Here is a 26892-nt window from a genome sequence, read left to right on the forward strand (position 1 = left end):
CATCTCGGCAGCCCGAAACATTAATTTGCCATTATAAGATCACTGTTCATCTTCCTTACATGCTTTTGTATCTCCTCAGCTTTTCCCGCACATCCAACAAGCAAGATTTTAGATTGCGCCAGGTCTTTTGCAGCTTTTTTTGCTTTGCTTAAATACTGGCGCGGGTCTAACGCTTCTGGTGTTTCCAGGAAGTGTTCCCGGATTGCCGCAGAATAAGCATTTTTCAATTCAGTCGAAACATTCATTTTAGCCATTCCCAGTGATATACACCTTTTAACGTCTTCATCAGGGATTGCAGAACCGCCATGTAATACCAGGGGGACTTCGACCAATTTGGCTATTTCTTGAATTCGTCGGAAATCGATATCCGGTTCTCCTTTATAAATGCCATGAGCAGTTCCAATTGCCGGAGCCAATGTAGGAACATTCGTCTGCTTAATGAATTCTACGCATTCACCAGGGACTGCTTTTTGTGCATCTTCGTCGGAAACAACAATATCCTCTTCAACACCGCCTACTTTTCCCAACTCCGCTTCGACATTGATGTCCAGGTACTTCGCTATTTCCATTACTTGATTTGTCTTTTTGACATTTTCCTCAAATGGATGCATGGATGCATCGATCATCACGGAAGTGTATCCAGCCCTGATGCATCGCACTAACACGGCAAACTCTGTACAGTGATCCAAATGAAGTGCCACAGGTACGTTAAATTGGTTTGATGCGGCTTCGGCAGCCGCTACAATATTTTCTGCCCCCAGTGACTTGACGGAACCCACTGTCGTTTGCAGGATAACGGGAGCTTTGACCTCGTCAGCGGCTTCCACCACGGCATAAATCATATCTAATGAATGTACATTGAACGCGACAATTCCGAATCCTTCGCTTCTGGCTTTTTCTAACATTGGTGTAGACGATATAAGTCCCATAATGTACCTCCTCCAGAGAGTTATTGTTCTAATGCTTCACTTATTTTGGATAAAACTTCTACCTCATCCACTGCATGAAGGAGTGCTCTCCTATTTTCCTCGCGGATCAGCATCCGGGATAAGGATGCCAATGCCTGGATGTGCGTATTACCTGATTCTTCCTTAGGGATTAGCAAGGCGATAAAAAATTGTGCAGGTTTACCGTCTAACGAATTCCATTCAATTCCTTCGTTGCTTTTTACAATAATGATGCCAGGTGATTCTATTGCCTCATTCTGTGTGTGAGGAATGGCAAAACCGTCTTGAAACCCAGTGGTACTTTCAAGCTCCCGTTGTTTCAACCCTTCCGCCACAAGGGCAGCTGACGAAGCAATCCCCGCTTCAACTGCCATTCTTCCAATCAACTCGAAAACCTTCTGTTGAGAAGAAACGGATTGATTCAAGCGTATTTGATTTGGACTAAGCAATCTGTTCGTTGTCGTCATCCTCTTCACCTCTCCGCTTTTCCTTGTCATGATTATGTTTTTTGTAGAATCCATAAATGAAAGCTCCTGTCAACGAACCTGCGAGTATGGCTATAACCCATTGCACAGCCCCCGTCACGACTGGCAGGACCAAAAAACCACCATGGGGAGCCGGTACTTGCACCCCCATCAAATATGTCAAAATTGCTGATACGGAGGATCCGACCATTAAAATCGGAATGACGACAATCGGGTTTTTGGCTGCAAAAGGAATCGCTCCTTCAGTTATATGCGTGGCACCAAGGATGAAGTTGACACCCCCGGCATTCCGCTCTGCCTGGTTGAAGTATTTCTTAAAGAAAAGGGTGGCAAAGGCTATAACAAGTGGCGGAGTTATACAGGCGGCTGAGACACCTGCCATGAAATAAAAGTTTCCTTCAGCAAGTAGTGCAGTACCTGTGACATATGCCGCTTTGTTTACTGGTCCGCCCATATCAAAAGCGGACATAGCCCCGACAATTAAACCGAGTAAAATCGGGTTCGCATCCTGGAAATTGGACAGGAATGTTTTCATCCCTTCATTGATAGCGGTCATTGGTTCTACTAATAACGTCATGACTATTCCAATCAACAAGATACCGATTAAGGGGTACAGAAATATCGACTTTAATCCATTGAGTGATTTCGGCATCTTGCTGAACAGCTTTACAAGCAATAAAACAATATATCCGCCAGCAAAACCCGCGACTATTCCTCCAAGAAAACCTGCCCCACCATTGCTTGCAATGAGTCCGCCTATGAATCCGACGACTAAACCAGGGCGCTTTGCAATTGATTCCGCTATAAATGCAGCAAGAATCGGCACCATCAATTGAAAGGCTAGCCCCCCTGTACTGTTTAAAAAGGCAGCAATGGAGTTATATGATTCGTGTTCGGGATCTGCTGAATGAATTCCGAACAAAAACGACAATGCAATCAATACACCTCCCCCAACCACGAAAGGCAGCATATAGGAAACTCCATTCATTAAATCCTTATAAATCGAATGTAAAATGGCTCTTTTTCCACTTGAACGTTTTCCAGAATCCTCTTTAGATTGTTGTGGGAAATCTTTTTTCGCTTTGTAAACGGTTGCTTTTCCATCAATAATAGTCTGAATCAGTTGTTCTGGTTCGTGTATCCCTTTTGCTACGGGGACTTCTACAACTGGCTTGCCATGGAAACGACCAACATCGACATCTTTATCAGCAGCGATGATGACTCCATCGGCTTCCGCAATTTCCTGTTTTGTCAGCCCATTCTCTATACCGGACTGGCCATGTGTCTCTATTTTGATTTCCACTCCCAGTTTCTGGGCTGCTTGCTTTAACGCCTCCTCTGCCATAAAAGTGTGGGCTATTCCCGTTGGACAACCGGTTGCTGCAACAATTTTCACTTCAGCCATTGATAAATTCCTCCTTTATTTGATTGATTTTCACCTCATGGATATGTGTATCTATATCAGAAAGGCTGCAAAGACCTTTACTAAACGCTGTTGCAGAACCGCCCGCCGAAGCATATCGCAAAGCTTCCTCCAAAGAGGCACCCTGCTCCAGCTTTCCAATAAACAGAGCCAACAACGTGTCTCCCGAACAAGCTGTGTTGATCACTTTCCCTTTAGGAGCGGTCACTTTTAAAATCTGATGTGGAGAAACATAAATCGCTCCAGCTTCTCCCCGAGACACGAGTACTTGTCGGGCACCGTTTTCCAACATTTTTCTGGAGCAGTTGATGATAGTCGGTTCATCCATTTTTTCTTTGCTTAATCCAAAGAATGCCCCCAGTTCTTCATCGTTTGGTTTGATTAAATAAGGCTGGTAAGGCAAGCACCGGAGAACCTCTTTGGAACTTATATCCAAAACCAGCTTAAGATGGTTCCGCCGGCAAATACTTGCTATCTCTGAATAAAAATGATCATTCACCCCTCCGGGCAAACTTCCTGAAACAAAAAGCATGCTGTTTTCCGGAATCGAGGAAACTTTTCTCAACATTTCTCTTGTTCTCTCTTCAGCTATAGTAGGTCCTTTGTTGACAATCTTGTATTCTTCATCGGCATTGGCAAAAATATTGATTCTTGTGATCCCTTCTACTCTTACAAATTCAGTAGCAATCTGTAACTTATTCAGTTCGTTTTCTATGAAACTCCCTGAAAAGCCAGCGATAAATCCTAACGCAATACTGTCGATCCCCAACCTCTTTAACATAATCGAAATGTTTATCGCTTTCCCATTCGGCTGATAATCTTCTTCATAGGTACGATTAACCTTATTCGGCCGTAACTCATCCAATCCGACATACAGATCAATCGCCGGATTAGGTGTCAGGGTGTATATCATAGGAGCACCTTCTTTCATCAATTTCTTAACTACATTGTGGCACACTATTTCTTGTAAATGTTTTCGGTTTGTGTAAACGTTTTCTAAAACTGAAAAATATGCAGCGAGGAATGCTTTTGTAAATGATCAACAAAATTTTCAAGTGACTGGTCAAGCCACAGTTAACAACCCCATCGTCAGGTAAAAGGAGAGGACTTTAGGGGAGATGATAAGTTTTATACGTTCGTTGAAAAATATAAAAAACGCCCTGAATAATCAGAGCATTCTTATTGCGTAAGCATCAAGCAGTATTCTGGACAACACACTTAGCGGAAGCCTGGAACGTACTTCATAATCCGGAAAATAAGACTGACTTCCTTTGTAACCAATGAAGGCCATCTCTGACATCATTCCCAAGCTTGATTCCATCCTCGTTGTCAGTGTAATGGTCGTAATCTGGCGGATATTCAAATTCTTGCAGGCTTCTACCAATTCACTAGTTTCACCGTTTAACGAAACAAAAATAGCCAGCTCCCGCTCTCTTATCTCTCTGGATTTCAGGCGGATAATGTTGGGATCGTCATGCACTTCGCAGTTTTTCCCCATCAATTGTAGCTTGATAGTCATTTCATGGGCGATCATCTCCGAGAATCCTCGCGCAAAGATGTAAATTTTTTCTGCATCATGTATTTTTTGTACTGCATCCTCTATTTGGCCAATACTTTGTAATTGTATCGTTTTTACTACCTCTAATTCATTCTTTTTAATAGCGTGTTTTATTTTTGTATCGATGTTTTCCATTTCATCATTTTCATCTGGGATTTGCACTTTCTCTTTTAAACTGTATTTAAAAGAAGTGTATCCGTCATACCCTATCTTTTTCATCAGGCGGACAATCGTTGCTGTAGAAACACTCGCGTTTTCGCTCAATTTCACAATCGACATCGTAGAAATCTTTTCAAGATGGTTGTTTATGTATTCAAGCAAATATCTTTCTGATTCACTTAGCGTTTTAAATATATCGGCAGGTATGTCAAATAAAATATTGTTCATTTTCTTCATCCTTTCTATGTTGCTCACCGTGAATTTTTCTCATTATCTCATTTTTTTCATTACATTTGCACTAGTATTATGACAAGTCTGAATTATATTTGGCCGAAAAGCGCAAGCGTCTGTTCTAGGGATTACACGGTTGCAACAGAGAGGATGATTTAAGACTTCGAGGGGGAGATGCTGGAGAAGGATATTCCTGATGGAATCCCTCCTTTTCAATCTTTAAAAAACCATTTTGCCAAAGTGCAGCAAAATGGTTTCATCCTTCCTCTTATTCTTTGTTTTTCGTTTTATTATCACTCTCCATAAAAGTATCCGGCCAATCAAAAAATGTTTGAAAATCCATGAGAAAAGCATTTTTGTCTTTGACCACCAGTTTTGCTATGATAATTTCACACAAACATAAACACATCAAAACCAATAATCCACTTATCATCCTGCCATCACCCTTTCTTATGTTTAAACAAAAGGTAATGTATGAAACGCGTTTCAGGTCAAGATGAAATTTTCAGGAAAGGAAGACCCTAATATGGCCAACATTCGGGAAATTGCCAATCTTGCCGGTGTTTCGGTCTCGACTGTCTCACGCGTATTGAACAACCATCCCTATGTCAGGGAAGAAAAAAGGCAAGTCGTGCACCAGGCAATGGAAAAACTTGATTATCATCGGAATCTTACTGCTTTTCATTTATCGAAAGGGACAACCAACTTGCTGGGTGTCGTCCTCCCTTCCATTGAAATTCCCTATTTCAGTAACATTGTAGAAGGGATAGCGGAGGAAGGTTTGAAACACGACATGCAGCTTGTCCTGATTCAAACAAACTATCATGTCGACAAAGAATTGGAAGCTTTAGAGCTTCTTCGAGGAAATTTAATCGACGGGCTGATTTTCACTTCACGAGCCGCGTCTCTGAAAATTGTAAAAGAATATACATCCCATGGTCCCATCATTCTTTGTGAAGATTCCGATCAAACAGAGCTTCCTTCCGTCAGTATCCCTCATGAGAAGGCCTTCCAGGATGGTTTGGATTACCTGTTGGCAAGAGGACATACCGACATAGCCTACACGTTGGGGAGAAGACATGGGACTAACAGTCACAAGCGTATTAAAGCCTATCAAGCCACGATGGATAAAATCAATCAACCAGTAAGGGAGGAATGGATATTTGATAAATGTTTGTCCATCGAGGACGGTGCGCGTGTAATGGAGAGTTGGTGCCAGATGATAGAGAGACCGACTGCCTTTCTCGTGACCAATGATCAGGTGGCTGCCGGAATGGTCCTGACGGCACGAGAAAAGGGGATACGCATCCCCGAAGACCTTTCCATTCTGAGTTTTGACAATCAGCAAATCGCAAAAGCTCTGCATATTTCCACAATCGACATACCGATCAAGCAAATGGGGAAAAAAGCAGTCCAGTTTATTCAAAAAACAGAGAAAAAAAGCAAAGTTTCATTGCCTTTTCAATTAATCGGGCGTGCAACTGTTTCAAACATGTTTTCTGCGTAACGTACCAGCGTGTTTCCTTCCTGCTTTTCAGGGAACATTTCATTTTGCAAGTGCAGTGTTTAAATGGGAGGGATTGTGAAGCCTGACAAGTTTCATCGAGCTGGGTATAACGGGATGCAATATGGCGGCAAATTTGCAGCAGTGGAGAAGCATCTTATCGTTTATAAGGACTGAAGGAAAATAGCCCATGCGCAAAAAGATCTTAGTCATTCTAACCAAGCTTGATGCTGTGGAATGTGGTTACAAATTGTCAGGCGTTCTCCCTGACAATGAACAGCTTTTCAACCGGATGAAAATCGGGTATAATAAAAGTGGAAATGGAAAAAAACTAAACAGACCACAGCGGGCACTGTGGTCTGCAGATAAGCGGTTCCCCCAGAGGGATCGGCTATCATAGTGGTGATAGGCCTCTCCTAGTTACTTAACGGGCAAATAGGGAGGTCTATTTTTTATTGATCATCGAAACGATCAAACCGAGCAAGGCAATCAAGAAGGTACCAAAACCAATCAGCACCATGAAACTTTCATACATGCTCAACAGGCATCACCCCCTTTCACGGGGCTAGCCGACCCACCCTAAAAGAACATTATCTGTTTTCATTATAGCATAGACAGGCTGGCAGCCGAATAAACGCAAGGACCCATTTTTTATACAGGAAGGTTTGCTTCCTTTTCTAAACCGGTTTATTGGGGTATAATATGGATAGAAAACAGACCACAGCGAATGCCATGGTCTGGATAGATAAGCGGTTCCCCCAGAGGGATCGGCTATCATCAAGAGATAGGCCTCTCCTAGTCACTTGAAGGGCAAATAGGGAGGTCTATTTTTTATTGATCAGGTTTATGATCAAAGCGAGCAATGCAATCAAAAAAGAACCAAAGCCAATCAGGACCATGAATACTTGATACATGCTCACGGCATCACCCCCTTTCGCGGGGCTAGCCGACCCACCCTAAAAAGAACTTTATCTATATTTATTATATCATGTCGCATAGTTTCAACGAACGGACATCCGGATTATTTCTTGTCCTTTCTATGCCCAAGATAGAGTAGCTGCAAAGAAAGATTGAATAGTTACTGGCCATATTTATTTAACAACGTATCAATCGATTTGTTCAATGCCTCCACATCCACGTTTTCGACCGGTTCGTCCTTCAATTGATAGTGTTGCTTTAACCGGATAATTCTTTCTACACTGTCATTAATGCGTTTCTCTGTTATTTCCCCTTTTTCCACTGCTTTGGTCAACGCTTCGATGACACGGACCGCTTTCTGATAATCGTGCGCCACCAGAATGACGTCGCTCCCGGCTAGCACAGAATCGACAGAGGCTTCACCTATCTCGAAGTTATCGACTATAGCTTCCATTGTCATATCATCGGTCATGACAAGCCCATTGTAGTCGAACTGATCCCTAAGCAAATCTGTGATGACCTTTTTTGAAATGGATGCCGGATAACTCTTATCCAGCTGCGGAAGCAATATGTGAGCAATCATGACTGCTTCCGCCCCTTGATCGATTGCCCGACGAAAAGGAATCAGTTCAAGTTTTTCCAATTGCTCCGATGTTTTGTTCACTTTCGGCAGCTGATAGTGCGAGTCTACAGAAGTGTCCCCGTGCCCCGGAAAGTGCTTGATGACCGGAATAATCTGCTTCGATTGGATTCCTTTCATTGTTTGTATTCCAAGTTCACTGACAATTTCCGGGTTATCACCAAACGAACGGTCGCCAATCACCGGATTATCCGGATTGCTGTTGACATCCAAGACAGGCGCAAAATTCATATTAAATCCAAATTCAGTTAGCTCTTCACCCAATATTTCTCCTGCTCGATAGGAAAAATCAGGGTTATCCAATTCTCCAATCCACTCGTTGGCGGGGAGCTTCGAAATATTTCCCGGAAGTCGGGAAATTCTGCCCCCTTCCTGATCGACACTCAACAAAAGCGGCAATTTGTTTTGCTTGTTCGCCGCTTTCAGATTATTCAAGAACTTGCTTGTTTGTTTCGGGGATTCCAAGTTAGCGGCATAAAATATAAACCCGCCAATATGATAGTCATCGATCAAGCTTTGTTCCTGTTCTCCCATGCCTGTGCCCGAAATGCCGCCAATCACCATTTGGCCGATCTTCTCCGTGAGACTCATTTGCTCAACCAAGGTCGAAATGGAAGGATCGTCTACCTGCAATCTTCCTGTTTGTGCGATAAGGGATATATGATCCACCCTTGGGTTTTCAAGTGTCTCATCTGGTTTAGGCAGTACCCACTTAAGTTGAAAATCATCATTTACCTGGTAATGGAGGATCTCCTGGTTGTGGGTTTCATCCTCATAATAAGTGGTATCATCCGGATCACCGAGCACAGCGATGATATCCTCGTAGTGTAGCTGCTGTATGTTGTCGGAAAAGGAGCGTATGTCAAAGACAAAATCGCCCGCATAACCTAAAGTCACTTTTTCATCTTGATAATCTTCATAGATCCCGAGGTCTGTTTCCGTTGTATGACCAGCTTCTCCCCACTGGTCCACAACCGTTTGTCTTTCCGTAACACCAACGGTAAAAGACACATCCTGCAACTTACCTTCTTTTGCATGATCAAGAATTTCATCTATTTGTTTTTCTGCGTTTTGAGTGAAATCAGGAACCTCTTTTATTGGTGACCGTGGCGGCAGGAAAGAAACATGATCTCTGGCCGAGCCGACTACAGGATGCTTCTGAAAATAAAGCGCCGCGGCACCTGCCAATGCCAAAAGGAAGACAACGATGAATAACCTTTTAAATTATTTGTTCTTCATACCTCTCATCCTCCTTTTCCCTATATAGTATTTTGTTTTGCCACTTAGCTACACTTAACATTCTAATAGTATTTCTCAGGTTTTCCAAACGACGATTGGATATCCAATGCAGACAAGGTAACAGAACCAACGAAACCTGCAGCCAACGACGATTTTGAGCCAGCCGTACGGAACGTTTTCAACCCAACCTTATAGTCTAACCGGCCATCGCAAACGTCAACGAGCAAATAATCCAGTGATTGAAAAAACCGAACGAATTCAAATCACTTAAGATTTCGAATCATCGTTCGGTTTTTTCTACAAAAAGTATGGGATTTGCTGGATAACCAGCTATTACTGAACTTGTTGTTCTGTTACAGCTTCATTGGCTAAGTCATTGTCTTTCCGATACAAAATCAGGATGGCAATAATGCCACTGATCCCGATCAATATCGGATAAAAGACAAAGGGAACGATGGAAACAGGCGAAATGGAAGCCAATCCTGCCGCCGCCAGCATTTGGCCGCCGTATGGAATTATTCCTTGGAAGCAACAAGAGAATAAATCCAGAATACTTGCAGATCGCTTAGGCTCTATTCCGTATTTCGTGGAAATATCTTTTGCCAACGGACCGGACATTAAAATGGAAACCGTATTGTTACCGGTTGAAACATCGACTGCACTAACCAGACCCGCAATGCCGAACGCCGCTCCTCTTCTCGTTTTGATTTTGCTGACAATGAAATTAAGCAAAAACGTAATGCCACCATTATATTTGATGATCTCCACCATACCACTGATCAGGATAGCGATGATTGCCAGGTTTTCCATTCCGACTATCCCGTCCCCGATGACACCCAGCAATCCATAGAAGTCAAAGGAACCATTTGCCAGGCCGACTATCCCGGAAAAGATGATGCCGCCGACAAGGACGAGCAATACATTCACTCCCAGCAAGGCGATGACAAGAACAGCCAGGTATGGCAGAATCGTGATTAGTTGATAGTTTTGCTCCGGGCTGACAGCTGCTTCACCTACCGGGATAAACGCCAGGATCAAAGCAGTCACTAAAGCAGCCGGCAGGACGATAAAGAAATTCGACTTGAATTTGTCTTTCATGTTGGTCTCCTGTGTTCTCACTGCTGCAATCGTGGTATCCGATATCATCGATAAATTATCCCCAAACATGGCTCCGCCTATTACCGCTCCGACGGCCAAAGCTGTGTCGATTCCGGTTTGTTGCGCAACCCCGACCGCTATCGGCACGATGGCAACGGTTGTCCCTGTAGAGGTTCCCATTGATATAGAGATAAAACAACTTACCACGAACAATCCGACCATGAGCAAATTCGCCGGTAAAATCGAGGTCCCCAAACTGACTATAGAGTCCACTCCGCCTGTAGCTTCTGCAACGGAAGCGAAAGCGCCGGCCAATATAAATATAAGTGCCATCAAAATGATATTATGGTCGCCCCCACCCTTGCAAAACACTTCCACTTTTTTGGCAAAACTTTCTTTTCGGTTCATCGCCAGTGAAAACAAGCCGGCAATCAAAATCGCCACCACTACTGGCATACTGCTGAAATCCTTCGTAATCAATGCTGTGCCGAGGAATAATAAGACAAATACGAGAAATGGCAGCAATGCATAAGGATTTCCCTCTATTTTTTCTTTTTTCACTTTTCTCGTCCTCCCTTTTAAAACAACTATTTTTATGGACCGCTGCACCTTACCCACATGGATGAGCAGTGGATAGAAACTGCGACATAGGTAATTTTTCTTCCTTACTTCTTACATTGGTTGAGTGGGAGTTTAGCGCTGCGGAAATACCTTCCGCTTTCCGCGGGCGGCTGGTGAGCTTCCTCGAGCTGACGCTCTGCGGGAACAGCACGAGCTGAAGATCCACTTGGTAAAGCGGTTTTCTTAACCAAGTTAGCTGAAGCCGTGCCCGCGGAAAGCGAAGTATGCTACCGAAGCGGTGGTTGACACTTTTTTTAATAGGCAATGGAATTCCCCATTACAAATACTGCGCAGTATATATCTTTTTTCTTAGACAACATAGCGTTCTTAATTCATGGTCATTCCACCGGTTACATTTATACTTTCGCCTGTTATATAGTCTGCTGCTTTGGATGCCAGGAATAACACGGTATCTGCAACATCCTCCGGGCTACCTGTTCTTCCCAAAGGAACTTGGGAATGATCCTCTGCTTCGATGGCTGCAGCGTCCACGCCGCGCAGTTTTCCTCCCCAAACCCTTTCTGTCTGTTTCATCCCCGTTTCAATGATACCTGGGCAAACAGCATTCACCAGAATATTGTCAGCTGCCAGTTCCAAAGCCATAACTTTCGTCAATCCAAGAACGGCATGTTTAGATGCGACATAACTTCCCATGTATTTATATCCGTTTTTTCCTGCCTGGGATGAAATATTGATAATTTTGCCGCCTTTCCCTGCTTTTTTCATCTGTCTTGCAGCAAATTTACTGGCAAGGAATACCCCTTTTGCATTTACATCCATTACAGAATCCCAGTCTTCTTCTTGCATCTCTATAACTTCCGCCATTCTCGAAATGCCTGCATTATTCACAAGAATATCGATCACACCATAACGAGTAGCGATTGATTCGAAAAACTGCTCCACAGCTTTCTCTTCTGTGACGTCCAAAGCAAATTGATGCTTCCGAATGTTGTCAGGGTTACTTCCTTTATCCGCCACAATGACCGTTGCTCCTGCTTCCTCCAGTTTTTTGGCTATCTCTTTACCAATTCCTCTCGCGCCGCCGGTCACAACAGCGATTTTTCCATGCAAATGACTCATCCACTTTCCTCCCTCCGTGTTGCCGATCTTCTTCTTATCACACAAAAAAACCTTCCGAGAAAGATGGAAGGTTCTGCTAACTCTTATCTCTCAAGCATGCTGGATGTAGCACCTTTCTGCGAACAGAGGTTGCTGAAGTGTCATCGGGCCAGTTCCCTAAACTTCTCTTGATAAGATTATACAATTGTATTAAATATCATAATTGCTACTATTCCTAGTTGTCAAGTATGAATTAACCTTTTTAAAAACTACACAGCTCGAACATCTCAATCATAGGTATTGGTCATTTCATTATGGGAATCCTAAGACCCACATAAGGAGGAGATCCTATTGTCTGTCGAATGGCTTTCCATTGTACCGTTTATTATCGTCATCGGTTTTTCCATTTGGTTGAAAAGAATTTTGCCTGGCCTGGTTCTTGGTGTCCTGACAGGTTCTATCCTTTTAAAATCTGGATGGCTGAGCGGATCCGATCAAGCCGTCACTTATATGGTCGAAACTTTGTCAGACGAAACAAATATAAAAATCATCGGATTTTTATATTTGTTCGGTGGACTTGTCGGAATGATGACGATAGCTGGAGGAATCAAAGGGTTCTCAGAATGGGCAGGAGGAAAAATCCATTCTCAGCGGGGACTTCTGACTCTTATCTGGCTGACCCTGCCATTCACTTTTATGATGCCGATGTTCCGGATCATGATGATTGGTCCTGTCGTTAAGTCGTTGTTGGGTAAATGGAACATTTCCAGACAAAAGGTCGGATTTACCATGGATGTTTCTACTTCATCCGTTATTGTCCTCTTGCCTGTTGCAACCGCTTTTGTCGGTTTTATGGTATCCCTTGTCGAGAACGGAATTCATAAAAATGCCTTGGAATGGAGTGCTTATAGTGTGTTTCTGATGAGTATTCCCTTTAATTTTTTTGCCATTATCATGCTTATTTTCGGCCTTGCTCGTACGTTTTGGCCTTCCGAAGAAAATAAGAAAAAACAATACAAAGCGGAGGGTGATGAAGCACATCCTTTTCACCGTTCCAGCATAAATAAGGAATTATCATTGGTGAAAGCCCAGCCTTGGAATCTTATTATCCCGCTATTTCTGCTTTTAGGCTTGTCTCTCTTTTTACTTTGGCAAGATGGCCGCGCAAAAGGTGCAAAGTCGGTATTCGATGCCTTTACCCAAGCAGATGCAACGTTTGTCATGCTGCTGGCAGTATTTTTGACCTTGACGGTTACGTTCCTATTCTATGCCATCCGCAAATTGCCTTTACATGAATTGCTTTTTCATTTTATTGATGGCGGCAATCAAATGATGCAGGCAATCATTCTGCTTATCCTTGTTTGGGCATTATCACTGAATGCCGAAGACTTAGGTTTTTCCCAGTTCGTCAGTTCAACACTGGGCGGATTTCTACCTGCATTTACGGTTCCCGCTATTTTATTTGTTCTTGGATCGCTCGTCGGTTACTTTATCGGTTCTTCGTGGGGTACATGGGGGCTGTTTATGCCTTTAGGATTCTCCCTTGCCGCAGCTACCGATGCACCGATCGTAATGACGGTAGGCGCTGTTTTCGCCAGCGGTTCATTCGGAGCCATGACTTCCCCTCTTGGGGATACAACGATTACTACCGCTTCGATAATGGAACTGTCACTAGTTGAGTATGCCTATTATAAATTGAAATTTTGCGCTGTCGGAGCTGGAGCGGCCGCTCTGCTTTATCTTGCCGCCGGGTTATTCCTCACTTGAAGGAATCGAAAAAACAGGAGGAAATTCCCTTGCAGATTTATTGCCATTCACATGCTCCTTCCTCTCAAGAATAGGGGGTGTTTCGAAACCCAGCCGAAAAAAGGGTTGCATTACTTGCCGATTGGTGGCATTGTGGAGAGATAAATATTTTCTTGGGGGTACATGCATGATCGAAATAAGAACATCTAGCATAAGTGACGGGGAATTCAACCGGGGCGTCTTTGCCACACGTGATATTACCAAAGGTGAAATCATACACGAGGCGCCTGTCATTCCTTATCCGAACGACCAACATCAATATATCGAGCAGACAGTCCTGGACGATTATGTTTTTGAATATGGGAAAAATCACACGGCGGTTGTTCTCGGCTATGGCATGCTGTTCAACCATTCTTATCAACCAAATGCGGACTATGATATCAATTTTTCAAAGCATACCTTTGACTACTTTGCCCACAAAGATATTAAAGCCGGAGAAGAAATCCTGATCAATTATAATGGCGATGTGGATAATAAAGACCCACTTTGGTTTAATATGGACGACGAGTGAAAAGCAGTCAGCCCTTTGATTGATTTTTCCGGTACCATGCCAGCGCCATTTGCTCGATTTCCTGGACAACCTGATTTTTTCCATCCATGTAAGCTTCTATGTCGGATGGAAATTGTCCAGCCAGCTCCCGCTTTTTCCTCCCATAATTCCGGGCAGCTTCCGGATGGCTCCGTAAAAAGTCACGAAATGCAAGGTGCCGGATTACCCCGTAATCTCCTTGTGAAAAGATATGAACATGGTGGCTACGGGTGTCCCCGCCTTTCCGAAAGTATCTGCGTCCGGGTATGCCAAACTCTCCTTTCCCTTCATAACCGATGGCAGTCATCTGTTCGTTGTACTCGTCCACCTTTTCGATGCGGCGGACGACCGGCATGATATCAATAATCGGTTTTGCCGCAAGATTTGGAACAGAAGTACTCCCGATATGATGGACATCGATTAATTCGTCCCCGAATATTTCTTTTATTTGGGCTGCCTCATCCAAGAACAATCTCGGCCATTGATCATTATAAGCTACTACTTTGACTCTACGCATTTTTTTCCTCCCGGCTAATATGTTTCTTTCCCATTACGATTACCGAAAAAATTTATCATACTTATCTATTGAATCCGGGTGTAACCCGGTTGATTGCTGTGCTTCTTGCTGCAGCGAGCGATTACATTTTTTGCACACATATCGTGCTTGCGGGTTCCTTTTAAATTTTAAATACTGGGTATCTGAAAAATCGAGAAAGAAAAGCTTTTTACAAAAAAAGCATGTTACTTCCACCCAATCCCCCCTTCCTGTTACCTTCTATATTCATTACTTCGCCACTTGTTCAGTTTTTCCTGTCAACTTTTACTCAAGAGGGAACTTTGCGTTATCTCCTGCCCACGGAAAGCGAGGTACCCCGCCGGAGTTGAGTTTCTAGTTTATGAAAACTCGACAAAACCGAACGAAGTGGACTCGTTCGGTTTCTATTCAGTTACTGTGCTGGATAAATTGTTATTCATCCATATTTAATAAATCTTTGATATCTGTTTCTGTCAGCAATGCCGTATTCTTTTCTTGCGAATCCAGAATCTCACCGATCATTTCCCGTTTTTTATCTTGTAATTCATTCATTTTTTCTTCAATCGTCCCCCGGGCGACAAGTTTGATCACTTCCACATCTCGTTGCTGACCGATACGGTAAGCACGATCTGCTGCCTGTTCCTCGACAGCGGGATTCCACCAGCTGTCATAAAAGATTACGGTGTCGGCACCTGTCAAATTAAGCCCTGTTCCGCCCGCTTTCAACGATATCAAAAACAGGTCACGCTCCCCCTCATTGAACCTCTCACACGTTTCAACTCTTTCATTGCCCGGTGTATGACCGTCCAAATAAAAATACGTCCATCCCTGGGAAGTCAGCTCTCTTCCGATTATATCGAGCATTTTGGTAAACTGGGAAAACACCAACATTCTTCTTCCGGCGAGTTTTGCCTCTCTAATCAATTCAAGCAGCTGACGGAATTTTGCAGAACTTCCTTGATAGCCATCGACGAACAAACCAGGGTGACAGCAAATTTGCCTGAGTCTCGTCAACCCGGCCAGAATCCTTATTTTATTTTTATGAAACGTTTCTTTATCCAAATGTTTTAAGGTATCATGCTTGAGCTTGGCCAGATAAGCTGCATAAAGCTTTTTCTGTTCGGGAAGCAGCTCTAGCACTTCGATACTTTGCCTTTTTTGCGGAAGTTCCGAAAGTACGTCTTTCTTCATCCTGCGTAGGATGAAAGGTCTGGCACGTTTGGCGACTGCATCCTTGGACAGATGACTGAATGCGCGCAGTCCTTGAAAAAGACCGGGGAAAACAACGTGAAAAAGGGACCAAAGTTCTTCTTGCGCGTTTTCCATCGGGGTTCCTGTCAGTGCGAATCGATGGGTTGCCTGGACCCTTTTTGCTGCTCGCGCTGTTTGGGTGACAGGATTTTTGAACGCCTGTGCCTCGTCATAGAAGACTGTATGGAAAACAGTCTTTTCCACTTCTGTAATATCTCTTCTCAAAATAGGATAGGAGACGATCAGAATATCCATATCACTCACATGCTCCATCATTTTTTTCCGCCAGCGTTTTTCCCCCTCGAGAACCATAGCGCGCATACCGGGAGCAAACTTTTTCAATTCATGGAGCCAGTTGTGGGTAACGGAAGAAGGACAGACTATCAATGCCGGCTTTTGCATCTCCCTGTTCTGTCTTTTTTCAGATAAGAGGAAGGTGATGGCCTGCACCGTTTTTCCAAGACCCATATCATCGGCCAGAATACCGCCGAACCCATAAAAGGCCAATGTCTTCAACCATTGATAGCCCCGAATCTGATATTCTCGAAGGACCTTTTCCGAACCTGGCGGCAACTCAAATGCGTGCTCGTTTGGCTGGCTGATGCTTGTCAAAAAAGCCCGAAAGGAATCCTCTATCAATAGAACCGGATTATTGTCTACATGATCAAGCAGCTGAAGGCTCTTTTCAAAGGGGATTTTCAGTCCACTTTCCATATCACCTTCCCCATCCGGAACAGCACTCAAAAACCGTTTGATATCTTCAAATTCCTTTGTTTCCAAGGAAAGCAGCGAACCGTTCCTCAATCGGTGATACTTTCTTTTCTCTTCTAGATCATGCAACAGTTCTCGCACCTGATCGTCGGCGATTCCATCCAATTCAAATTTATACTCAAGCCAATTCATACGGTCTTTATGCAGCTTGACCCTGATTCTCGGGAATATATTTTCTTTTACCACTCGGACCCTGACAGCCGTTGTCGTATAAACACGGGCCAATTTCTGTAGCTTGGGCAAGGTATAAGTAAGAAAGTCATACTCCAACTCATCGTTATGCAGATAATAGCCGCTGTCTGTTTTAGTGAACAGACTGTCTTCCATTAACTGCAAAATTTTTTCCTCTTTTTCGTTATCCCGGACGATTAAAGAGTGCAATGCAAGCTCCTGTTCTTCCAATGGATTAATGACGATCTGTTCATAATGGAATTCCAGGCCTGCAAGCAGACGGCTGTTTACTCTATCCAAATAAAGCTTTGCGACAAGGGACTTCTTTGCAAGACTAAGATGTTCTCCTCCCGAAATGGTCACCCTGCCGATGTTTTTCAGTCCCGGAACAATTTTTTCCACAAAAAAGGAAAACTGTCCCCGTTCAATCGGAATCCGCTCTGTTTTAGATGGTTCCAACATCCGTTTTATTTCAGCGAGACGTTTCCAGTCGTGACGGCCCAGCTTCACCAGTTTCCCTTCCGACACGACAGATTGATAAGGTTCCACCAAGACAATTTCCTCTAAACCCTCGACATGCAGAAAACCAGTCTGATTGTTGGACTCGACTAATTCAAAGTGCAAAGGCAGCCTTTCCGTCGATACTTCAAAACGTGGATAACTTCGTCCCTTGTAATCAAGGCCTGCATGTTCGACGTTCATCAAAAGCGAGCAAAGCTTGTCCCATGCAGATGGCGGAATCGGTAAAAAATCCGTGCCACCGTTCTCGAAACCTTCCCGGTGATCCAGGCTGATAGCTGCCAAAAATTCTAGCACGGCGTACACTTCTGGCGCAAAACAATGAAAATGCAGATCAAACGTCCAAGCAGAGGACAGTATCACCGGTTTTCCTTCCTGAAATCGGAAGAGAAAGCTTTGAATATCTGTTACCCTATGGGAAGATACTTCCAAGCCTATGGCAAAGAAATCATCCGTTTCGGTTCCAGGAAAGTCAAACAGCTGACAAGTGAATCGGACATCCAGCAATTGTCGATTTTCAAAGTGTGTTTGTTGTTTGGCAGAACGCACTTCCGGCTGTTGGAAAAGGGAAACCAGGTTATCAGCCAGTTCGTTCCCTTCCATAGTCGATGCGTATACCGCCTGCTCGCTGTTTTCGATCTTCAGCAGGACAGCCGCTATATGCTGGCAGTCTTTGGGATAGCCTTCAAGGGAAGGGCAACTGCAAGTAGCTCGGATATTTCCCTGTTTATCTGTCTCAATCAATACATGGAAGTCTTCCTTGCCGATGACGGTTGCTTCCCATCTCCCTGGCCGGGCTTCAGTGAGTTCTACTTTCCTGTTGCGGAAGAATGATTCTCCACTTTTATAAGAAATCGTGCCACATCTATCTTTGATCTTTTTTTTGGTAAGATTTAGTTTCATGAGTGCCACTCCATTGTTTACAAGGGTGTACGTGAAATATACTGTTTCTCATTATACCATGACCGTCATTGTCGATGGCACTTCACCGTCTCGTCTCCCCCCTATCGCTTTTCTCCAATCCCCTTTATAATAAGAAAGACGATAACAACTAGAAAAGGTGTTTACAATGAGTATATTGACTGTAACTAACTTGAGCCATGGATTTGGAGACAGGGCGATTTTCGACGATGTCTCGTTTCGCCTGTTGCAAGGAGAGCATATCGGATTGATCGGCGCCAATGGCGAAGGAAAATCCACGTTCATGAATATTATCACCGGAAAATTGGAACCGGATGCCGGTACCGTCACCTGGTCAAAGCGTTCCAGGGTCGGCTACCTCGACCAGCATGCGGATTTAAAACAAGGGATGTCGATTCGCGACGTGTTGCGAACGGCTTTTCAATATTTATTCGACATGGAAGAAGAAATGAACGCACTGTATGCAAAGATGGGAGAAGCGGAACCGGAGGAACTTGAGATTATCTTGGAAGAAACCGGCCAGATTCAGGACGCTTTGACCAATAACGATTTTTATACAATCGATGCGAAAGTAGAAGAAATTGCAAACGGTTTGGGACTGAATGATTACGGTCTTGACAGGGACGTACACGATTTAAGCGGCGGTCAACGGACGAAAGTGCTGCTCGCCAAGCTGCTTCTGGAAAAACCGGACATCCTCCTGCTCGATGAACCGACCAACTATTTGGATGTGGAGCACATTGAATGGTTGAAAAATTACTTACTGGCATACGATCATGCTTTCATCCTTATTTCGCACGATATTCCGTTTTTAAATAGTGTCATCAATGTTATTTATCACATGGAAAATCAAGAAATCACCCGCTATCCGGGAGATTACGATGAATTTCTCCGTGTGTACGAGATGAAAAAGCAACAGCTGGAAGCAGCTTACAAGAAGCAGCAGAAGGAAATCGCCAATTTAAAAGATTTCGTTGCCCGCAATAAAGCAAATGCAGCTACAAGCAAAATGGCGATGTCACGGCAGAAGAAATTGGATAAAATGGATCTCATCGAACTGGATGCGGAAAAGCCGAAGCCTTCCTTTCAGTTTCAAACAGCAAGGACTCCAGGAAAGTATTTGTTTGAAACCAACGAATTGGTCATCGGTTATGACGAACCTTTGTCTCGTCCATTGAATCTTTCAATGGAGCGCGGGCAAAAAATCGCTTTGTATGGAGCGAACGGTATCGGCAAAACGACATTGTTACGCAGCATTCTTGGTGAAATCCCTGCTGTTTCCGGCTCTGTTCAATTGGGTGAGCACCTTCATATCGGTTACTTCGAACAAGAGTTGAAAAAGGAATCGGACACCACATGCATTGAAGAAATATGGAGCGAGTTCCCGCATTTTACCCAACAGGAAGTGCGGGCCGCTCTCGCTAAATGCGGACTTACCAGAAAGCATATGGAAAGCAAAGTACAAGTGCTCAGCGGCGGAGAAAAAGCAAAAGTCCGTCTTTGCAAATTGCTCAACAAGGAAACAAACCTTCTTGTTTTGGATGAACCGACCAATCACCTGGATCCGGATGCAAAAGCAGAATTGAAGCGTGCCCTTTCCGAATACAAAGGGAGTGTATTGTTGATTTCCCACGAGCCGGATTTCTATGAGGGGATCGTCACGGATAAATGGAATTGCGAAGATTGGACGACGAAAATGTTCTAACGAATGATAACAACGGACAAAAAGACAATCGCCAAAGCAAAAACCGAACGATGCTTCGAGGCTCGTTCGGTTTTTGTATTATCGATGTTAAAGAATGGGATGATCCGGCTTTGATTCCAGCTCTGTTGGACGTTTTTGATAAATGGTTCTATATTTAATCCTTAACAACTTTCATCACTCCATTTACGAACATATGTTCTTGTTATATAATAGAAAGAAATACAGATGGGGAGATGAAAAAATGGGTAAACAGTTAGCATCCTTGGTGGAGCAGTCCACTGTTCCTGGAATGAGTTTGGCGATTATCGAGAAGTATAACCTTCAATCAACGGAATGTTTCGGTATCGCAGAAGCTGGTACAAACCAGCACGTAAAACCTGAAACGTTATTCAGCGCTTGCTCCATCAGTAAGTTTGTTACAGCCATGCTTGTGATGAAACTCGCAGGAAGAGGAATCCTGGACTTGGATGAGGATGTAAATAGGAAACTAGTATCCTGGAAAGTACCCGAATCACCCCTGACAAAAACAAACAAAGTCACATTACGCAAATTGCTAAGCCATCAAGCAGGAATAAAGGATCCCGAAGAAAGCTTCGGTCCTCTTAACGAAGCTGAAGGCTTCCCCCTTATGGAAGATGTATTGATAGGCAAAACCGCTTACTGCCCCCAACCAGTACATATCAAAGAAAAACCAGGGGGTATTTTTCATTATTCAGATGCCGGCTATTGCATTATTCAGCTTTTGATAGAAGATATTACCGAAAAATCCTTTGAAACAATAATGAAAGAGGAATTGTTTGAACCGTTGCATATGAAAAACAGTACATATACATTAACAGAAAAAGAAAAGCTTTCCTCCGGTCACAATAAGGTTGGCCGGCTTGTTAATGAAAAATATACGGAGTATCCATTTCCTGCAGCAGCAGGTTTATGGACAACCCCTACTGATCTGAATTTTTTATTGAATGAATTCCTTCTTGCTACGGCCGGAAAAAGCTCCGTAGTACTCTCACATTCTCTTGCAGAAGAAATGTCCTCCCCCCAAGGGTGTGCTCCCTTTTCAGGTTTTGGGTTGTTTATGGACTGGATAGAGGGAGAAAAGGAGATCTCTTCTCTCGGTTGGGGAATTGGCTTTCAATCGATGCTTGTCGCTTATCCTTCCTTGGGAACCGGTGCGGTTATCATGACGAATGCAGACCTGGGTGTACACCAATTGAAAGGTATCATCGGCCAAGTGTACAAGCGACTGCTTCCTCCATTAACAAAACGATATTGAGGGTGTTGCTTTTTATAAGGTTGGTTATGCAATTATGTATGTAGGGTAGTTACCTGATCTGTTGTATTAACATTAGTGTGAAGACGGTCTCCTTTAAACCAAATGGAATCATAAGCTCCATTTATGGGAATCGGTTAAAAAAACAAAGGACTGCCGAAGTTCCAGGCAGTCCATACCGTTATGTGTTTCTTCACTACCTATTCAGTCCATTATGGACCAATAGGCAGGCTTCACATTATAATCCGGGTTAAATACGAACGGAGCATCTTTTCCTACCCCATCATTGTACTCTTCGGCCCTATCATCAAGCCAGGTGTGATCATCTGCAATTCCCCAAAAGGTGACGTTGCTGATTTTATCTTCCAGTCTCTCATACAAGGCAAATAAATCATCATAGCGCTGTGCCTGGTTTGTAAAGACACTGTCCGGAATGGCGTCGTATGTTGGATATGCTGGAACTGGTGGCCAACCGTAAATGCTGACATCGAGTTCGGTGATTTGGTTATCAAGCCCCAGATCTGCGAACATATTGATCGAATCTTCCATCTCCTGAAGGGATGGCCAACCAAGCTGGATATGGGATTGATGGCCCACGCCGTCTATCGGAACACCTTGTTCTAGCATGTCAACAACAAGATTGTATAAGTACGTTCGCTTCGGTTCTACTTCTGTATTGTAGTCATTGATATAAAGTTTTGCATCTTCGCCAGCGTATTTCCTGGTTGTTTCAAAGGCAGTCTTAATATAGTCGGTCCCCGTTATTTGATACCACGGGGATTCACGCAGTCCGCGATCATTAGAAGCATATTCATCGATTACTTCATTGACTACATCCCATGAATCTACATCATCTCTATATCGCTTCACAATAGTTTTTATATGTTTTTCCAACCGCTTCAATAGTAATTGCTTGTTTTTCTCCCGTTGCTTCGGGTCTGTTTCTTCCACCATCTTATTCCCCTGCTTATCGAGGAAAAACCATTCTGGTACCTGGCTGTGCCAGACGAGATTATGGAAACGGACTTCCATGTTATTTTCCCTGGCAAACTGTACAATCTTGTCTGCTTCTTCAAAATCATAACGCTTTTCTTCCGGATGAATGTTGACCGGTTTCATGACGTTTTCCGCAACAATGCTATTATAATGGTGTTTAAGTATTTCTCCCTGTGTTCCTTCCAACTGATAAGGCTCCACAGCGGCTCCAATGGCAAAAGAATCCTGATATCTTTCCTGGATAGATGGAACTTCTAAGGCACTAGCAGCACTTTCTGTTTGTTCCGCCACCACAGAACGAGCGCCAACAGGAACCAGCAAAGATAAGGCAAGGCCTGCAATTATAGGTTTTCGTAGGACTTGTAGCATCAATCATTTCCTCCTTTTTAAATAGTTACAAAACCCTCCTCATCCCTCCCATCTTATAAACTTAGAGAAGCAATACGATAAACTCCCTTCTCTAGTTTGTAAGCCCTTTCATTATAAACAGCTTAACTTTGTTTATCAATTAAACGAACTAACTTTTCAGGAAAATAAGTAAATGGAACTATATCTCTCCATTTACTCCGGCCTAATGACCACCCTTTTGCCCATCAAAAAAGCCCGGCATTTGCCAGGCTCATAGCTAATGTTGTGCGTGATGGCTGCCCCGATCAGATTAGCAGCGATTCGTTCTCAAATAAAAAAGCATAGCGGATATCAATAAACAAAAAATACTCATCTGTCAGCGGAAAGCTAAACGTTCGAATCATTTCTCTTGTTTCAATATCCGAATAGATTTCGGACAGTATCCCTCTACTCCACGTTTTCATCTGCATAGTATTTTCAAGGAAGTAAGGACGGAATGCCCAGTTCGACCCTATTTTGTCAGGTTCCATTTCCCAATGGCCGTCTCTTTTGCGAAAGTTGGAAGATACCTGGTGACCGTCACTATTGCAGATAAACATCCGGAAACTCTCTTCCTCAAAGTCACTCGTCAAGCCTTCGATAAAATGATCAGCATTTTTGATTCCTTCCCACTGTGCCTGGTTTTTTTTCACTTTTTTCTCCCAATTCAGCACGTGATACAGACGTTGTTCCACCAGTTGTTTTTCCCGTTGGATGTATTCGGATACCTTATCCGTTACATTCACCCCTAATACGGACTGATTGTCCATCGTAAAACCCGGTTTTGCCAAGTAATATCCCTGGTAAAAACGGCCACCATGCTTCCAGGCAAAATGCAGTTGAAAATTATCTTCTATGTTTTCAAACAATAAAGCCGCTCCGATCCGCCTGGCGAGCATGGATAATGAATGCATGATATCCTGAAAACCATCCGCGTTATGACGGCGGATGATATCCGTATCTATTTTTAATATGTGCGGTTCCAGCTGGCGGATCCGGTCAATGTTAGAGCTTTTCGCTCCAACGTGGTCGACTGCGATCTGGATGCCGAATGTTTTATAATAAAGCAGGAGATGATTTAAATTTTCAAACGCCTCATCGAAGTCATGCTCTGTAACTTCGATGACAATACGGTTCATCGCAAACCCTTTTGCCTCGAAATCGAGCAGCAGCTGCAACAGGTCTTCTCCGTCATTCACCATTAGCTGCTTGGCATTCCGATTTATAAACAAATAACCGTCAACTTCTGAGTCCAGCATTTCTGTTAAAGCGATTTGAAGCAGATGTTGATCGACTTCTACCTTAAACTCTTCCGGTACATCCGGATCGTGAAAAAAGGGGCCGAGACTTTCCCATTCTCCTTTGACCCTGAATCTTCCCAGCACTTCATAGCCTGCTACCGAATGACGGATCGCACTGACAATAGGCTGGTAGACAGGCTTTATACTCTGTAAATTGTCCAGGATGTCCAATGGATCCATGAGTTACCCCTACCTTCCGTAACCATTCTATTATTTATCTCTCAGGAAGCCTTTCGCGGAGGAGTGACAGTGGCGGCAGTCACTTTGGGCTTGATCAACGAAGGTGCACTGCTTACTACCAATACAGTCACTATAGAACACAATACAGCGGCACCAAGTGCTGTCACCCCGTTGGCAATAAAGGAAAACAAGACTGGGTTCATTCCCTCGGGCGCATATTCACCCCAAAATATGAAACCGGCGATGAAATGCCAAAAATAACGTGCGATACTGCCGACAAAAACAGCAGCAGTCACGAGACATAAAGCGGTTCTTTTCCTCCCCTTGCGAAATGCAGTCTGAACCGGTTGATAAAAAAGGCCTGCAAACCCAACGAATGCAAAAGCGACAAAGTATTCGATAAATCCTTGTAAAGGCGTCAGAAAAGAGCGTGCGGCATCCCCAAGCGCTACTTGCAATAATCCCCAAATAAGGCCGGCAAGAGCACTAACAACGAAGCCCCTTCTGAAAGCAAGCAGTAGAACCGGTACCATGGCGAACGAGATGGAAATCGATGGCGACAATCTGATTGAAGGCAGCAAGTCAAAAACAAATGCCAGTGCAGCGAAAAATGATGCTTCAATCAATGCAACCAAACCCAACTTTTTCAACATATAAAAAAACTCCCCTTTTCCAAACGAAACACCAAGGGAGAACATGTATGCAGACAGCCAGAATCCGATCCACCATCATCCACATCCCTGCGCTAGCATTAACTAACAGGTTCAAAGGGTCAGAACAGTTCCGTTCACTCTCAGCATATAGCTCCCCTTGTGGTTTCGCTTATGTAATTGTGTGTTGCGCTAATTTTATTATACCTGATTCTCCCTGAGGGTGGTAGAGTTTTGCGTAGATTCTTCATATAGACAGCATCGATTCGGTCAGCAAATCTTCAGGATATTTGTTAAAATTGATCTGGTACAAAGGGAAAATAGGAACCGTCTATATTGGGGAAACTGATTGTACTTGCAAACTAGAGAGAAGGAGAATCATTCATGCCAGTGACAGTCAAGGAGGCCGTTCGTCTAGAAAATGTAACTTACGCTGCCGATGGACAGGAAATATTAAAACAAGTAACCGGCTCTTTTCCTGAAGGAAAAATCACAACCTTGGTCGGGCCATCCGGTGCTGGTAAAACGAGTTTATTCCGGTTGATCAACGGCCTGCGTAAAACCAGTTCTGGAGATATTTATGTGGAGGACAAACATATTGAAAAATATCATCCTGTCGAGCTTCGCAGGAAAGTCGGAATTGCCTTGCAAAGCGCTACCATGATAAGTGGAAGTGTTTTCGATAACCTAACTCTTCCTCTCAAACTGCAGGGAGAAGAACTTCGCCGGGAGAAGGCATTAGAATTGTTGGACTTAGTCGGTCTGAAGCAGGACATCCTTCAACAGAACATCAAAGATTTATCTGGTGGTCAGCGGCAAAAGTTGTCAATTGCACGCACTCTAGTCAACCGGCCGGATATCTTACTTTTGGATGAAATCACCGCTTCGCTTGACCGAGTTTCCCAACAAGACATCGAAGAGCTGATTGTCAAAATAAATGAAAAGTATGGCACGACGATGATTTGGATCACCCACAACCTCCAGCAGGCGAAAAACCTCGGAGACTATACCTGGGTGATGATCGCTGGAGAGGTTGTAGAGACAGGGGAAAGCAGTCTGTTGAATGACCCATCCAATGAACAAGTCAGACGGTTTGTAAAGGGGGAGGATTAAATGAATTATCTTACTTTGTCCCTCGCTCTCATTTTCGTTCTCATTCCGCTTTTATTATCGAAAGCATTGAAACTGGAACTGGAAAAAGATACAATCATCGCTGCAGTCCGCTCGATTATCCAGCTTCTGGCAGTCGGGTATCTTTTGCAGTATGTATTCGATGCTGAAAATATGCTGTACATCCTGTTGATGGTCGTCCTGATGATAGCGGCAGCCACCCAAAATGCACGCAGGAAAGGCCGTTCGATCCAGGGGATCACATGGAAGCTGGTTCTTACCTTTGTAGTCGTGGAAGTCCTTACCCAAGGAATTCTGCTCGGGCTGTCGATTACTCCGCCCACTCCGCAATATATCATTCCAATCAGCGGAATGATCATCGGTAATTCCATGGTATTGTCGATCCTGTTTTTGAATCGATTTACTTCAGAGGTGGAAGACCACGAGGACGAAACAGAATTGATCCTCTCATTGGGGGGTACGCCTAAACAAGCGATCCATCGTCAACTGATCACTTCCATCAAAGCAAGTACCATACCGACCATAGAGAGCCAAAAAACCATCGGACTCGTCCAGCTCCCGGGAATGATGAGCGGCCAAATCATAGCAGGTGCAGACCCAGTTCAAGCCGTTCAATTTCAATTGTTAATTTTGTTCCTGATCCTGACAACAGCCGTGGTCACCAGCATCCTGCTCGGTTACATGTCCTATCCGACCTTATTCAACGAACGCATGCAGCTCGTCAAAAACAGAATGAAAGAATAAACATTCGGATGATTTGGGGGTCAGTCCCTACGAGCCATTCATTATTACCCAGTAACAGCGAGAGGGACTGACCCCCTCACCAAATTAAAGGGACAACCTATGGAATCGGGGTCAGACCTTCACAACCCTCGAGCCCCGTC

At 43.8% G+C, this 26892-nt stretch carries 26 protein-coding genes and 2 riboswitches; of the genes, 9 read left to right on the plus strand and 17 right to left on the minus strand.

Going from position 1 to position 26892, the window contains the following annotated elements; translation table 11 throughout:
- Window positions 1–20: 20 nt before the first annotated feature.
- The 6 genes from F6X55_RS03110 to F6X55_RS03135 form a co-directional block, all read right to left on the minus strand.
- Window positions 21–929: a class II fructose-bisphosphate aldolase gene (locus F6X55_RS03110; RefSeq protein ID WP_051382054.1), complete on the minus strand. Its 909-nt coding sequence runs from the start codon at window positions 927–929 to the stop codon at window positions 21–23.
- Between the two features lie 20 nt (window positions 930–949).
- Window positions 950–1414: a PTS sugar transporter subunit IIA gene (locus F6X55_RS03115; protein ID WP_237648586.1), complete on the minus strand. Its 465-nt coding sequence runs from the start codon at window positions 1412–1414 to the stop codon at window positions 950–952.
- Window positions 1389–2837, minus strand: coding sequence for a PTS fructose transporter subunit IIC (locus F6X55_RS03120; RefSeq protein WP_026771496.1), 1449 nt, complete (start codon window positions 2835–2837; stop codon window positions 1389–1391). Before F6X55_RS03120 ends, F6X55_RS03115 begins: the two co-directional genes overlap by 26 nt.
- Window positions 2830–3768 (minus strand): 1-phosphofructokinase, encoded by a 939-nt coding sequence (gene pfkB / locus F6X55_RS03125; protein WP_026570646.1) that lies wholly within the window; start codon window positions 3766–3768, stop codon window positions 2830–2832. Before pfkB ends, F6X55_RS03120 begins: the two co-directional genes overlap by 8 nt.
- 255 nt (window positions 3769–4023) lie before the next feature.
- On the minus strand, window positions 4024–4800 hold the full coding sequence (locus tag F6X55_RS03130) for a MurR/RpiR family transcriptional regulator (RefSeq protein ID WP_026570647.1): 777 nt from the start codon (window positions 4798–4800) through the stop codon (window positions 4024–4026).
- Between the two features lie 271 nt (window positions 4801–5071).
- The gene (locus F6X55_RS03135; protein WP_153461910.1) at window positions 5072–5236 is read right to left on the minus strand and encodes a hypothetical protein; all 165 of its coding nucleotides are present in this window, start codon (window positions 5234–5236) and stop codon (window positions 5072–5074) included.
- 93 nt (window positions 5237–5329) lie between these two features.
- Here F6X55_RS03135 and F6X55_RS03140 point away from each other — a divergent pair, with 93 nt between their 5' ends.
- Window positions 5330–6310: a LacI family DNA-binding transcriptional regulator gene (locus tag F6X55_RS03140; protein ID WP_153461911.1), complete on the plus strand. Its 981-nt coding sequence runs from the start codon at window positions 5330–5332 to the stop codon at window positions 6308–6310.
- A gap of 187 nt (window positions 6311–6497) precedes the next feature.
- Window positions 6498–6707, plus strand: coding sequence for a hypothetical protein (locus F6X55_RS03145; protein WP_153461913.1), 210 nt, complete (start codon window positions 6498–6500; stop codon window positions 6705–6707).
- 45 nt (window positions 6708–6752) lie between these two features.
- Here the strand turns inward: F6X55_RS03145 and F6X55_RS03150 are convergent, their stop codons facing one another.
- The 5 genes from F6X55_RS03150 to F6X55_RS03170 form a co-directional block, all read right to left on the minus strand.
- Window positions 6753–6842 (minus strand): putative holin-like toxin, encoded by a 90-nt coding sequence (locus tag F6X55_RS03150; protein ID WP_162832890.1) that lies wholly within the window; start codon window positions 6840–6842, stop codon window positions 6753–6755.
- 289 nt (window positions 6843–7131) lie between these two features.
- Window positions 7132–7221 (minus strand): putative holin-like toxin, encoded by a 90-nt coding sequence (locus F6X55_RS03155; protein WP_235162471.1) that lies wholly within the window; start codon window positions 7219–7221, stop codon window positions 7132–7134.
- A 164-nt stretch (window positions 7222–7385) separates the two neighbouring features.
- Entirely contained in the window at window positions 7386–9059 is a 1674-nt protein-coding gene (nagZ, locus tag F6X55_RS03160) for a beta-N-acetylhexosaminidase (RefSeq protein WP_237648587.1), read from the minus strand.
- Between the two features lie 378 nt (window positions 9060–9437).
- Window positions 9438–10763, minus strand: coding sequence for a Na+/H+ antiporter NhaC family protein (locus tag F6X55_RS03165; RefSeq protein ID WP_026771499.1), 1326 nt, complete (start codon window positions 10761–10763; stop codon window positions 9438–9440).
- A 387-nt stretch (window positions 10764–11150) separates the two neighbouring features.
- Window positions 11151–11903 (minus strand): SDR family NAD(P)-dependent oxidoreductase, encoded by a 753-nt coding sequence (locus F6X55_RS03170; RefSeq protein ID WP_026570651.1) that lies wholly within the window; start codon window positions 11901–11903, stop codon window positions 11151–11153.
- Window positions 11904–11983: 80 nt separating this feature from the next.
- Window positions 11984–12080, minus strand: a riboswitch (SAM riboswitch).
- A gap of 153 nt (window positions 12081–12233) precedes the next feature.
- On the opposite strand from F6X55_RS03170, the gene F6X55_RS03175 reads away from it, so the two are divergent.
- Together F6X55_RS03175 and F6X55_RS03180 are read left to right on the plus strand one after the other, a co-directional pair.
- Complete coding sequence (locus F6X55_RS03175) at window positions 12234–13649, plus strand: Na+/H+ antiporter NhaC family protein (protein ID WP_026570652.1); 1416 nt, start codon at window positions 12234–12236, stop codon at window positions 13647–13649.
- Between the two features lie 166 nt (window positions 13650–13815).
- Window positions 13816–14199: an SET domain-containing protein gene (locus F6X55_RS03180; RefSeq protein ID WP_026570653.1), complete on the plus strand. Its 384-nt coding sequence runs from the start codon at window positions 13816–13818 to the stop codon at window positions 14197–14199.
- 7 nt (window positions 14200–14206) lie between these two features.
- On the opposite strand, the gene F6X55_RS03185 is transcribed toward F6X55_RS03180, so the two are convergent.
- The 3 genes from F6X55_RS03185 to F6X55_RS03195 all read right to left on the minus strand — a co-directional run bounded on the left by F6X55_RS03185 (window position 14207) and on the right by F6X55_RS03195 (window position 18367).
- Window positions 14207–14734 carry a GrpB family protein gene (locus tag F6X55_RS03185; protein WP_026771501.1) on the minus strand — a complete coding sequence of 176 codons (528 nt, stop codon included), beginning with the start codon at window positions 14732–14734 and terminating at the stop codon, window positions 14207–14209.
- 39 nt (window positions 14735–14773) lie between these two features.
- A complete protein-coding gene (locus tag F6X55_RS20380) occupies window positions 14774–14968 on the minus strand; it encodes a DUF2197 domain-containing protein (RefSeq protein WP_026570655.1) in 195 nt (64 codons plus the stop codon).
- Window positions 14969–15184: 216 nt separating this feature from the next.
- Window positions 15185–18367 (minus strand): DEAD/DEAH box helicase, encoded by a 3183-nt coding sequence (locus F6X55_RS03195; protein ID WP_153461917.1) that lies wholly within the window; start codon window positions 18365–18367, stop codon window positions 15185–15187.
- Between the two features lie 166 nt (window positions 18368–18533).
- Here F6X55_RS03195 and F6X55_RS03200 point away from each other — a divergent pair, with 166 nt between their 5' ends.
- The 3 genes from F6X55_RS03200 to F6X55_RS03210 all read left to right on the plus strand — a co-directional run bounded on the left by F6X55_RS03200 (window position 18534) and on the right by F6X55_RS03210 (window position 21366).
- Window positions 18534–20090, plus strand: a complete 1557-nt coding sequence (locus F6X55_RS03200; protein WP_153461919.1) for an ABC-F family ATP-binding cassette domain-containing protein — start codon at window positions 18534–18536, stop codon at window positions 20088–20090.
- Complete coding sequence (locus F6X55_RS03205) at window positions 20054–20248, plus strand: hypothetical protein (protein WP_026570658.1); 195 nt, start codon at window positions 20054–20056, stop codon at window positions 20246–20248. The genes F6X55_RS03200 and F6X55_RS03205 overlap by 37 nt, the downstream gene beginning before the upstream one ends.
- Before the next feature lie 83 nt (window positions 20249–20331).
- Window positions 20332–21366 (plus strand): serine hydrolase domain-containing protein, encoded by a 1035-nt coding sequence (locus F6X55_RS03210; protein ID WP_153461921.1) that lies wholly within the window; start codon window positions 20332–20334, stop codon window positions 21364–21366.
- A 201-nt stretch (window positions 21367–21567) separates the two neighbouring features.
- On the opposite strand, the gene F6X55_RS03215 is transcribed toward F6X55_RS03210, so the two are convergent.
- From F6X55_RS03215 to thiT, 3 genes are all read right to left on the minus strand, one after another.
- Window positions 21568–22728 carry an endo-1,4-beta-xylanase gene (locus F6X55_RS03215; RefSeq protein ID WP_153461923.1) on the minus strand — a complete coding sequence of 387 codons (1161 nt, stop codon included), beginning with the start codon at window positions 22726–22728 and terminating at the stop codon, window positions 21568–21570.
- Between the two features lie 284 nt (window positions 22729–23012).
- The gene (locus tag F6X55_RS03220; RefSeq protein ID WP_153461924.1) at window positions 23013–24227 is read right to left on the minus strand and encodes an EAL domain-containing protein; all 1215 of its coding nucleotides are present in this window, start codon (window positions 24225–24227) and stop codon (window positions 23013–23015) included.
- Between the two features lie 41 nt (window positions 24228–24268).
- Window positions 24269–24877, minus strand: a complete 609-nt coding sequence (thiT, locus tag F6X55_RS03225) for an energy-coupled thiamine transporter ThiT (RefSeq protein ID WP_153462381.1) — start codon at window positions 24875–24877, stop codon at window positions 24269–24271.
- 70 nt (window positions 24878–24947) lie between these two features.
- Window positions 24948–25048, minus strand: a riboswitch (TPP riboswitch).
- Window positions 25049–25261: 213 nt separating this feature from the next.
- On the opposite strand from thiT, the gene F6X55_RS03230 reads away from it, so the two are divergent.
- Both F6X55_RS03230 and F6X55_RS03235 read left to right on the plus strand, forming a co-directional pair.
- A complete protein-coding gene (locus tag F6X55_RS03230; RefSeq protein ID WP_026570663.1) occupies window positions 25262–25990 on the plus strand; it encodes an ABC transporter ATP-binding protein in 729 nt (242 codons plus the stop codon).
- Window positions 25991–26752: an ABC transporter permease gene (locus F6X55_RS03235; protein WP_026570664.1), complete on the plus strand. Its 762-nt coding sequence runs from the start codon at window positions 25991–25993 to the stop codon at window positions 26750–26752.
- Window positions 26753–26892: the final 140 nt, after the last annotated feature.

Source organism: Sediminibacillus terrae (assembly GCF_009602435.1).
GTDB lineage: Bacteria > Bacillota > Bacilli > Bacillales > Amphibacillaceae > Sediminibacillus > Sediminibacillus terrae.

What these genes read in the sequence shown, in the direction of transcription:
- F6X55_RS03110 (WP_051382054.1), bottom strand. Translation starts at nt 929, where the DNA reads ATGGGACTTATATCGTCTACACCAATGTTAGAAAAAGCCAGAAGCGAA.
- F6X55_RS03115 (WP_237648586.1), bottom strand. Translation starts at nt 1,414, where the DNA reads ATGACGACAACGAACAGATTGCTTAGTCCAAATCAAATACGCTTGAAT.
- F6X55_RS03120 (WP_026771496.1), bottom strand. Translation starts at nt 2,837, where the DNA reads ATGGCTGAAGTGAAAATTGTTGCAGCAACCGGTTGTCCAACGGGAATA.
- pfkB (WP_026570646.1), bottom strand. Translation starts at nt 3,768, where the DNA reads ATGATATACACCCTGACACCTAATCCGGCGATTGATCTGTATGTCGGA.
- F6X55_RS03130 (WP_026570647.1), bottom strand. Translation starts at nt 4,800, where the DNA reads ATGAACAATATTTTATTTGACATACCTGCCGATATATTTAAAACGCTA.
- F6X55_RS03135 (WP_153461910.1), bottom strand. Translation starts at nt 5,236, where the DNA reads ATGATAAGTGGATTATTGGTTTTGATGTGTTTATGTTTGTGTGAAATT.
- F6X55_RS03140 (WP_153461911.1), top strand. Translation starts at nt 5,330, where the DNA reads ATGGCCAACATTCGGGAAATTGCCAATCTTGCCGGTGTTTCGGTCTCG.
- F6X55_RS03145 (WP_153461913.1), top strand. Translation starts at nt 6,498, where the DNA reads ATGCGCAAAAAGATCTTAGTCATTCTAACCAAGCTTGATGCTGTGGAA.
- F6X55_RS03150 (WP_162832890.1), bottom strand. Translation starts at nt 6,842, where the DNA reads ATGTATGAAAGTTTCATGGTGCTGATTGGTTTTGGTACCTTCTTGATT.
- F6X55_RS03155 (WP_235162471.1), bottom strand. Translation starts at nt 7,221, where the DNA reads ATGTATCAAGTATTCATGGTCCTGATTGGCTTTGGTTCTTTTTTGATT.
- F6X55_RS03170 (WP_026570651.1), bottom strand. Translation starts at nt 11,903, where the DNA reads ATGAGTCATTTGCATGGAAAAATCGCTGTTGTGACCGGCGGCGCGAGA.
- F6X55_RS03180 (WP_026570653.1), top strand. Translation starts at nt 13,816, where the DNA reads ATGATCGAAATAAGAACATCTAGCATAAGTGACGGGGAATTCAACCGG.
- F6X55_RS03185 (WP_026771501.1), bottom strand. Translation starts at nt 14,734, where the DNA reads ATGCGTAGAGTCAAAGTAGTAGCTTATAATGATCAATGGCCGAGATTG.
- F6X55_RS03195 (WP_153461917.1), bottom strand. Translation starts at nt 18,367, where the DNA reads ATGAAACTAAATCTTACCAAAAAAAAGATCAAAGATAGATGTGGCACG.
- F6X55_RS03200 (WP_153461919.1), top strand. Translation starts at nt 18,534, where the DNA reads ATGAGTATATTGACTGTAACTAACTTGAGCCATGGATTTGGAGACAGG.
- F6X55_RS03205 (WP_026570658.1), top strand. Translation starts at nt 20,054, where the DNA reads ATGGAATTGCGAAGATTGGACGACGAAAATGTTCTAACGAATGATAAC.
- F6X55_RS03210 (WP_153461921.1), top strand. Translation starts at nt 20,332, where the DNA reads ATGGGTAAACAGTTAGCATCCTTGGTGGAGCAGTCCACTGTTCCTGGA.
- F6X55_RS03215 (WP_153461923.1), bottom strand. Translation starts at nt 22,728, where the DNA reads ATGCTACAAGTCCTACGAAAACCTATAATTGCAGGCCTTGCCTTATCT.
- F6X55_RS03220 (WP_153461924.1), bottom strand. Translation starts at nt 24,227, where the DNA reads ATGGATCCATTGGACATCCTGGACAATTTACAGAGTATAAAGCCTGTC.
- F6X55_RS03230 (WP_026570663.1), top strand. Translation starts at nt 25,262, where the DNA reads ATGCCAGTGACAGTCAAGGAGGCCGTTCGTCTAGAAAATGTAACTTAC.
- F6X55_RS03235 (WP_026570664.1), top strand. Translation starts at nt 25,991, where the DNA reads ATGAATTATCTTACTTTGTCCCTCGCTCTCATTTTCGTTCTCATTCCG.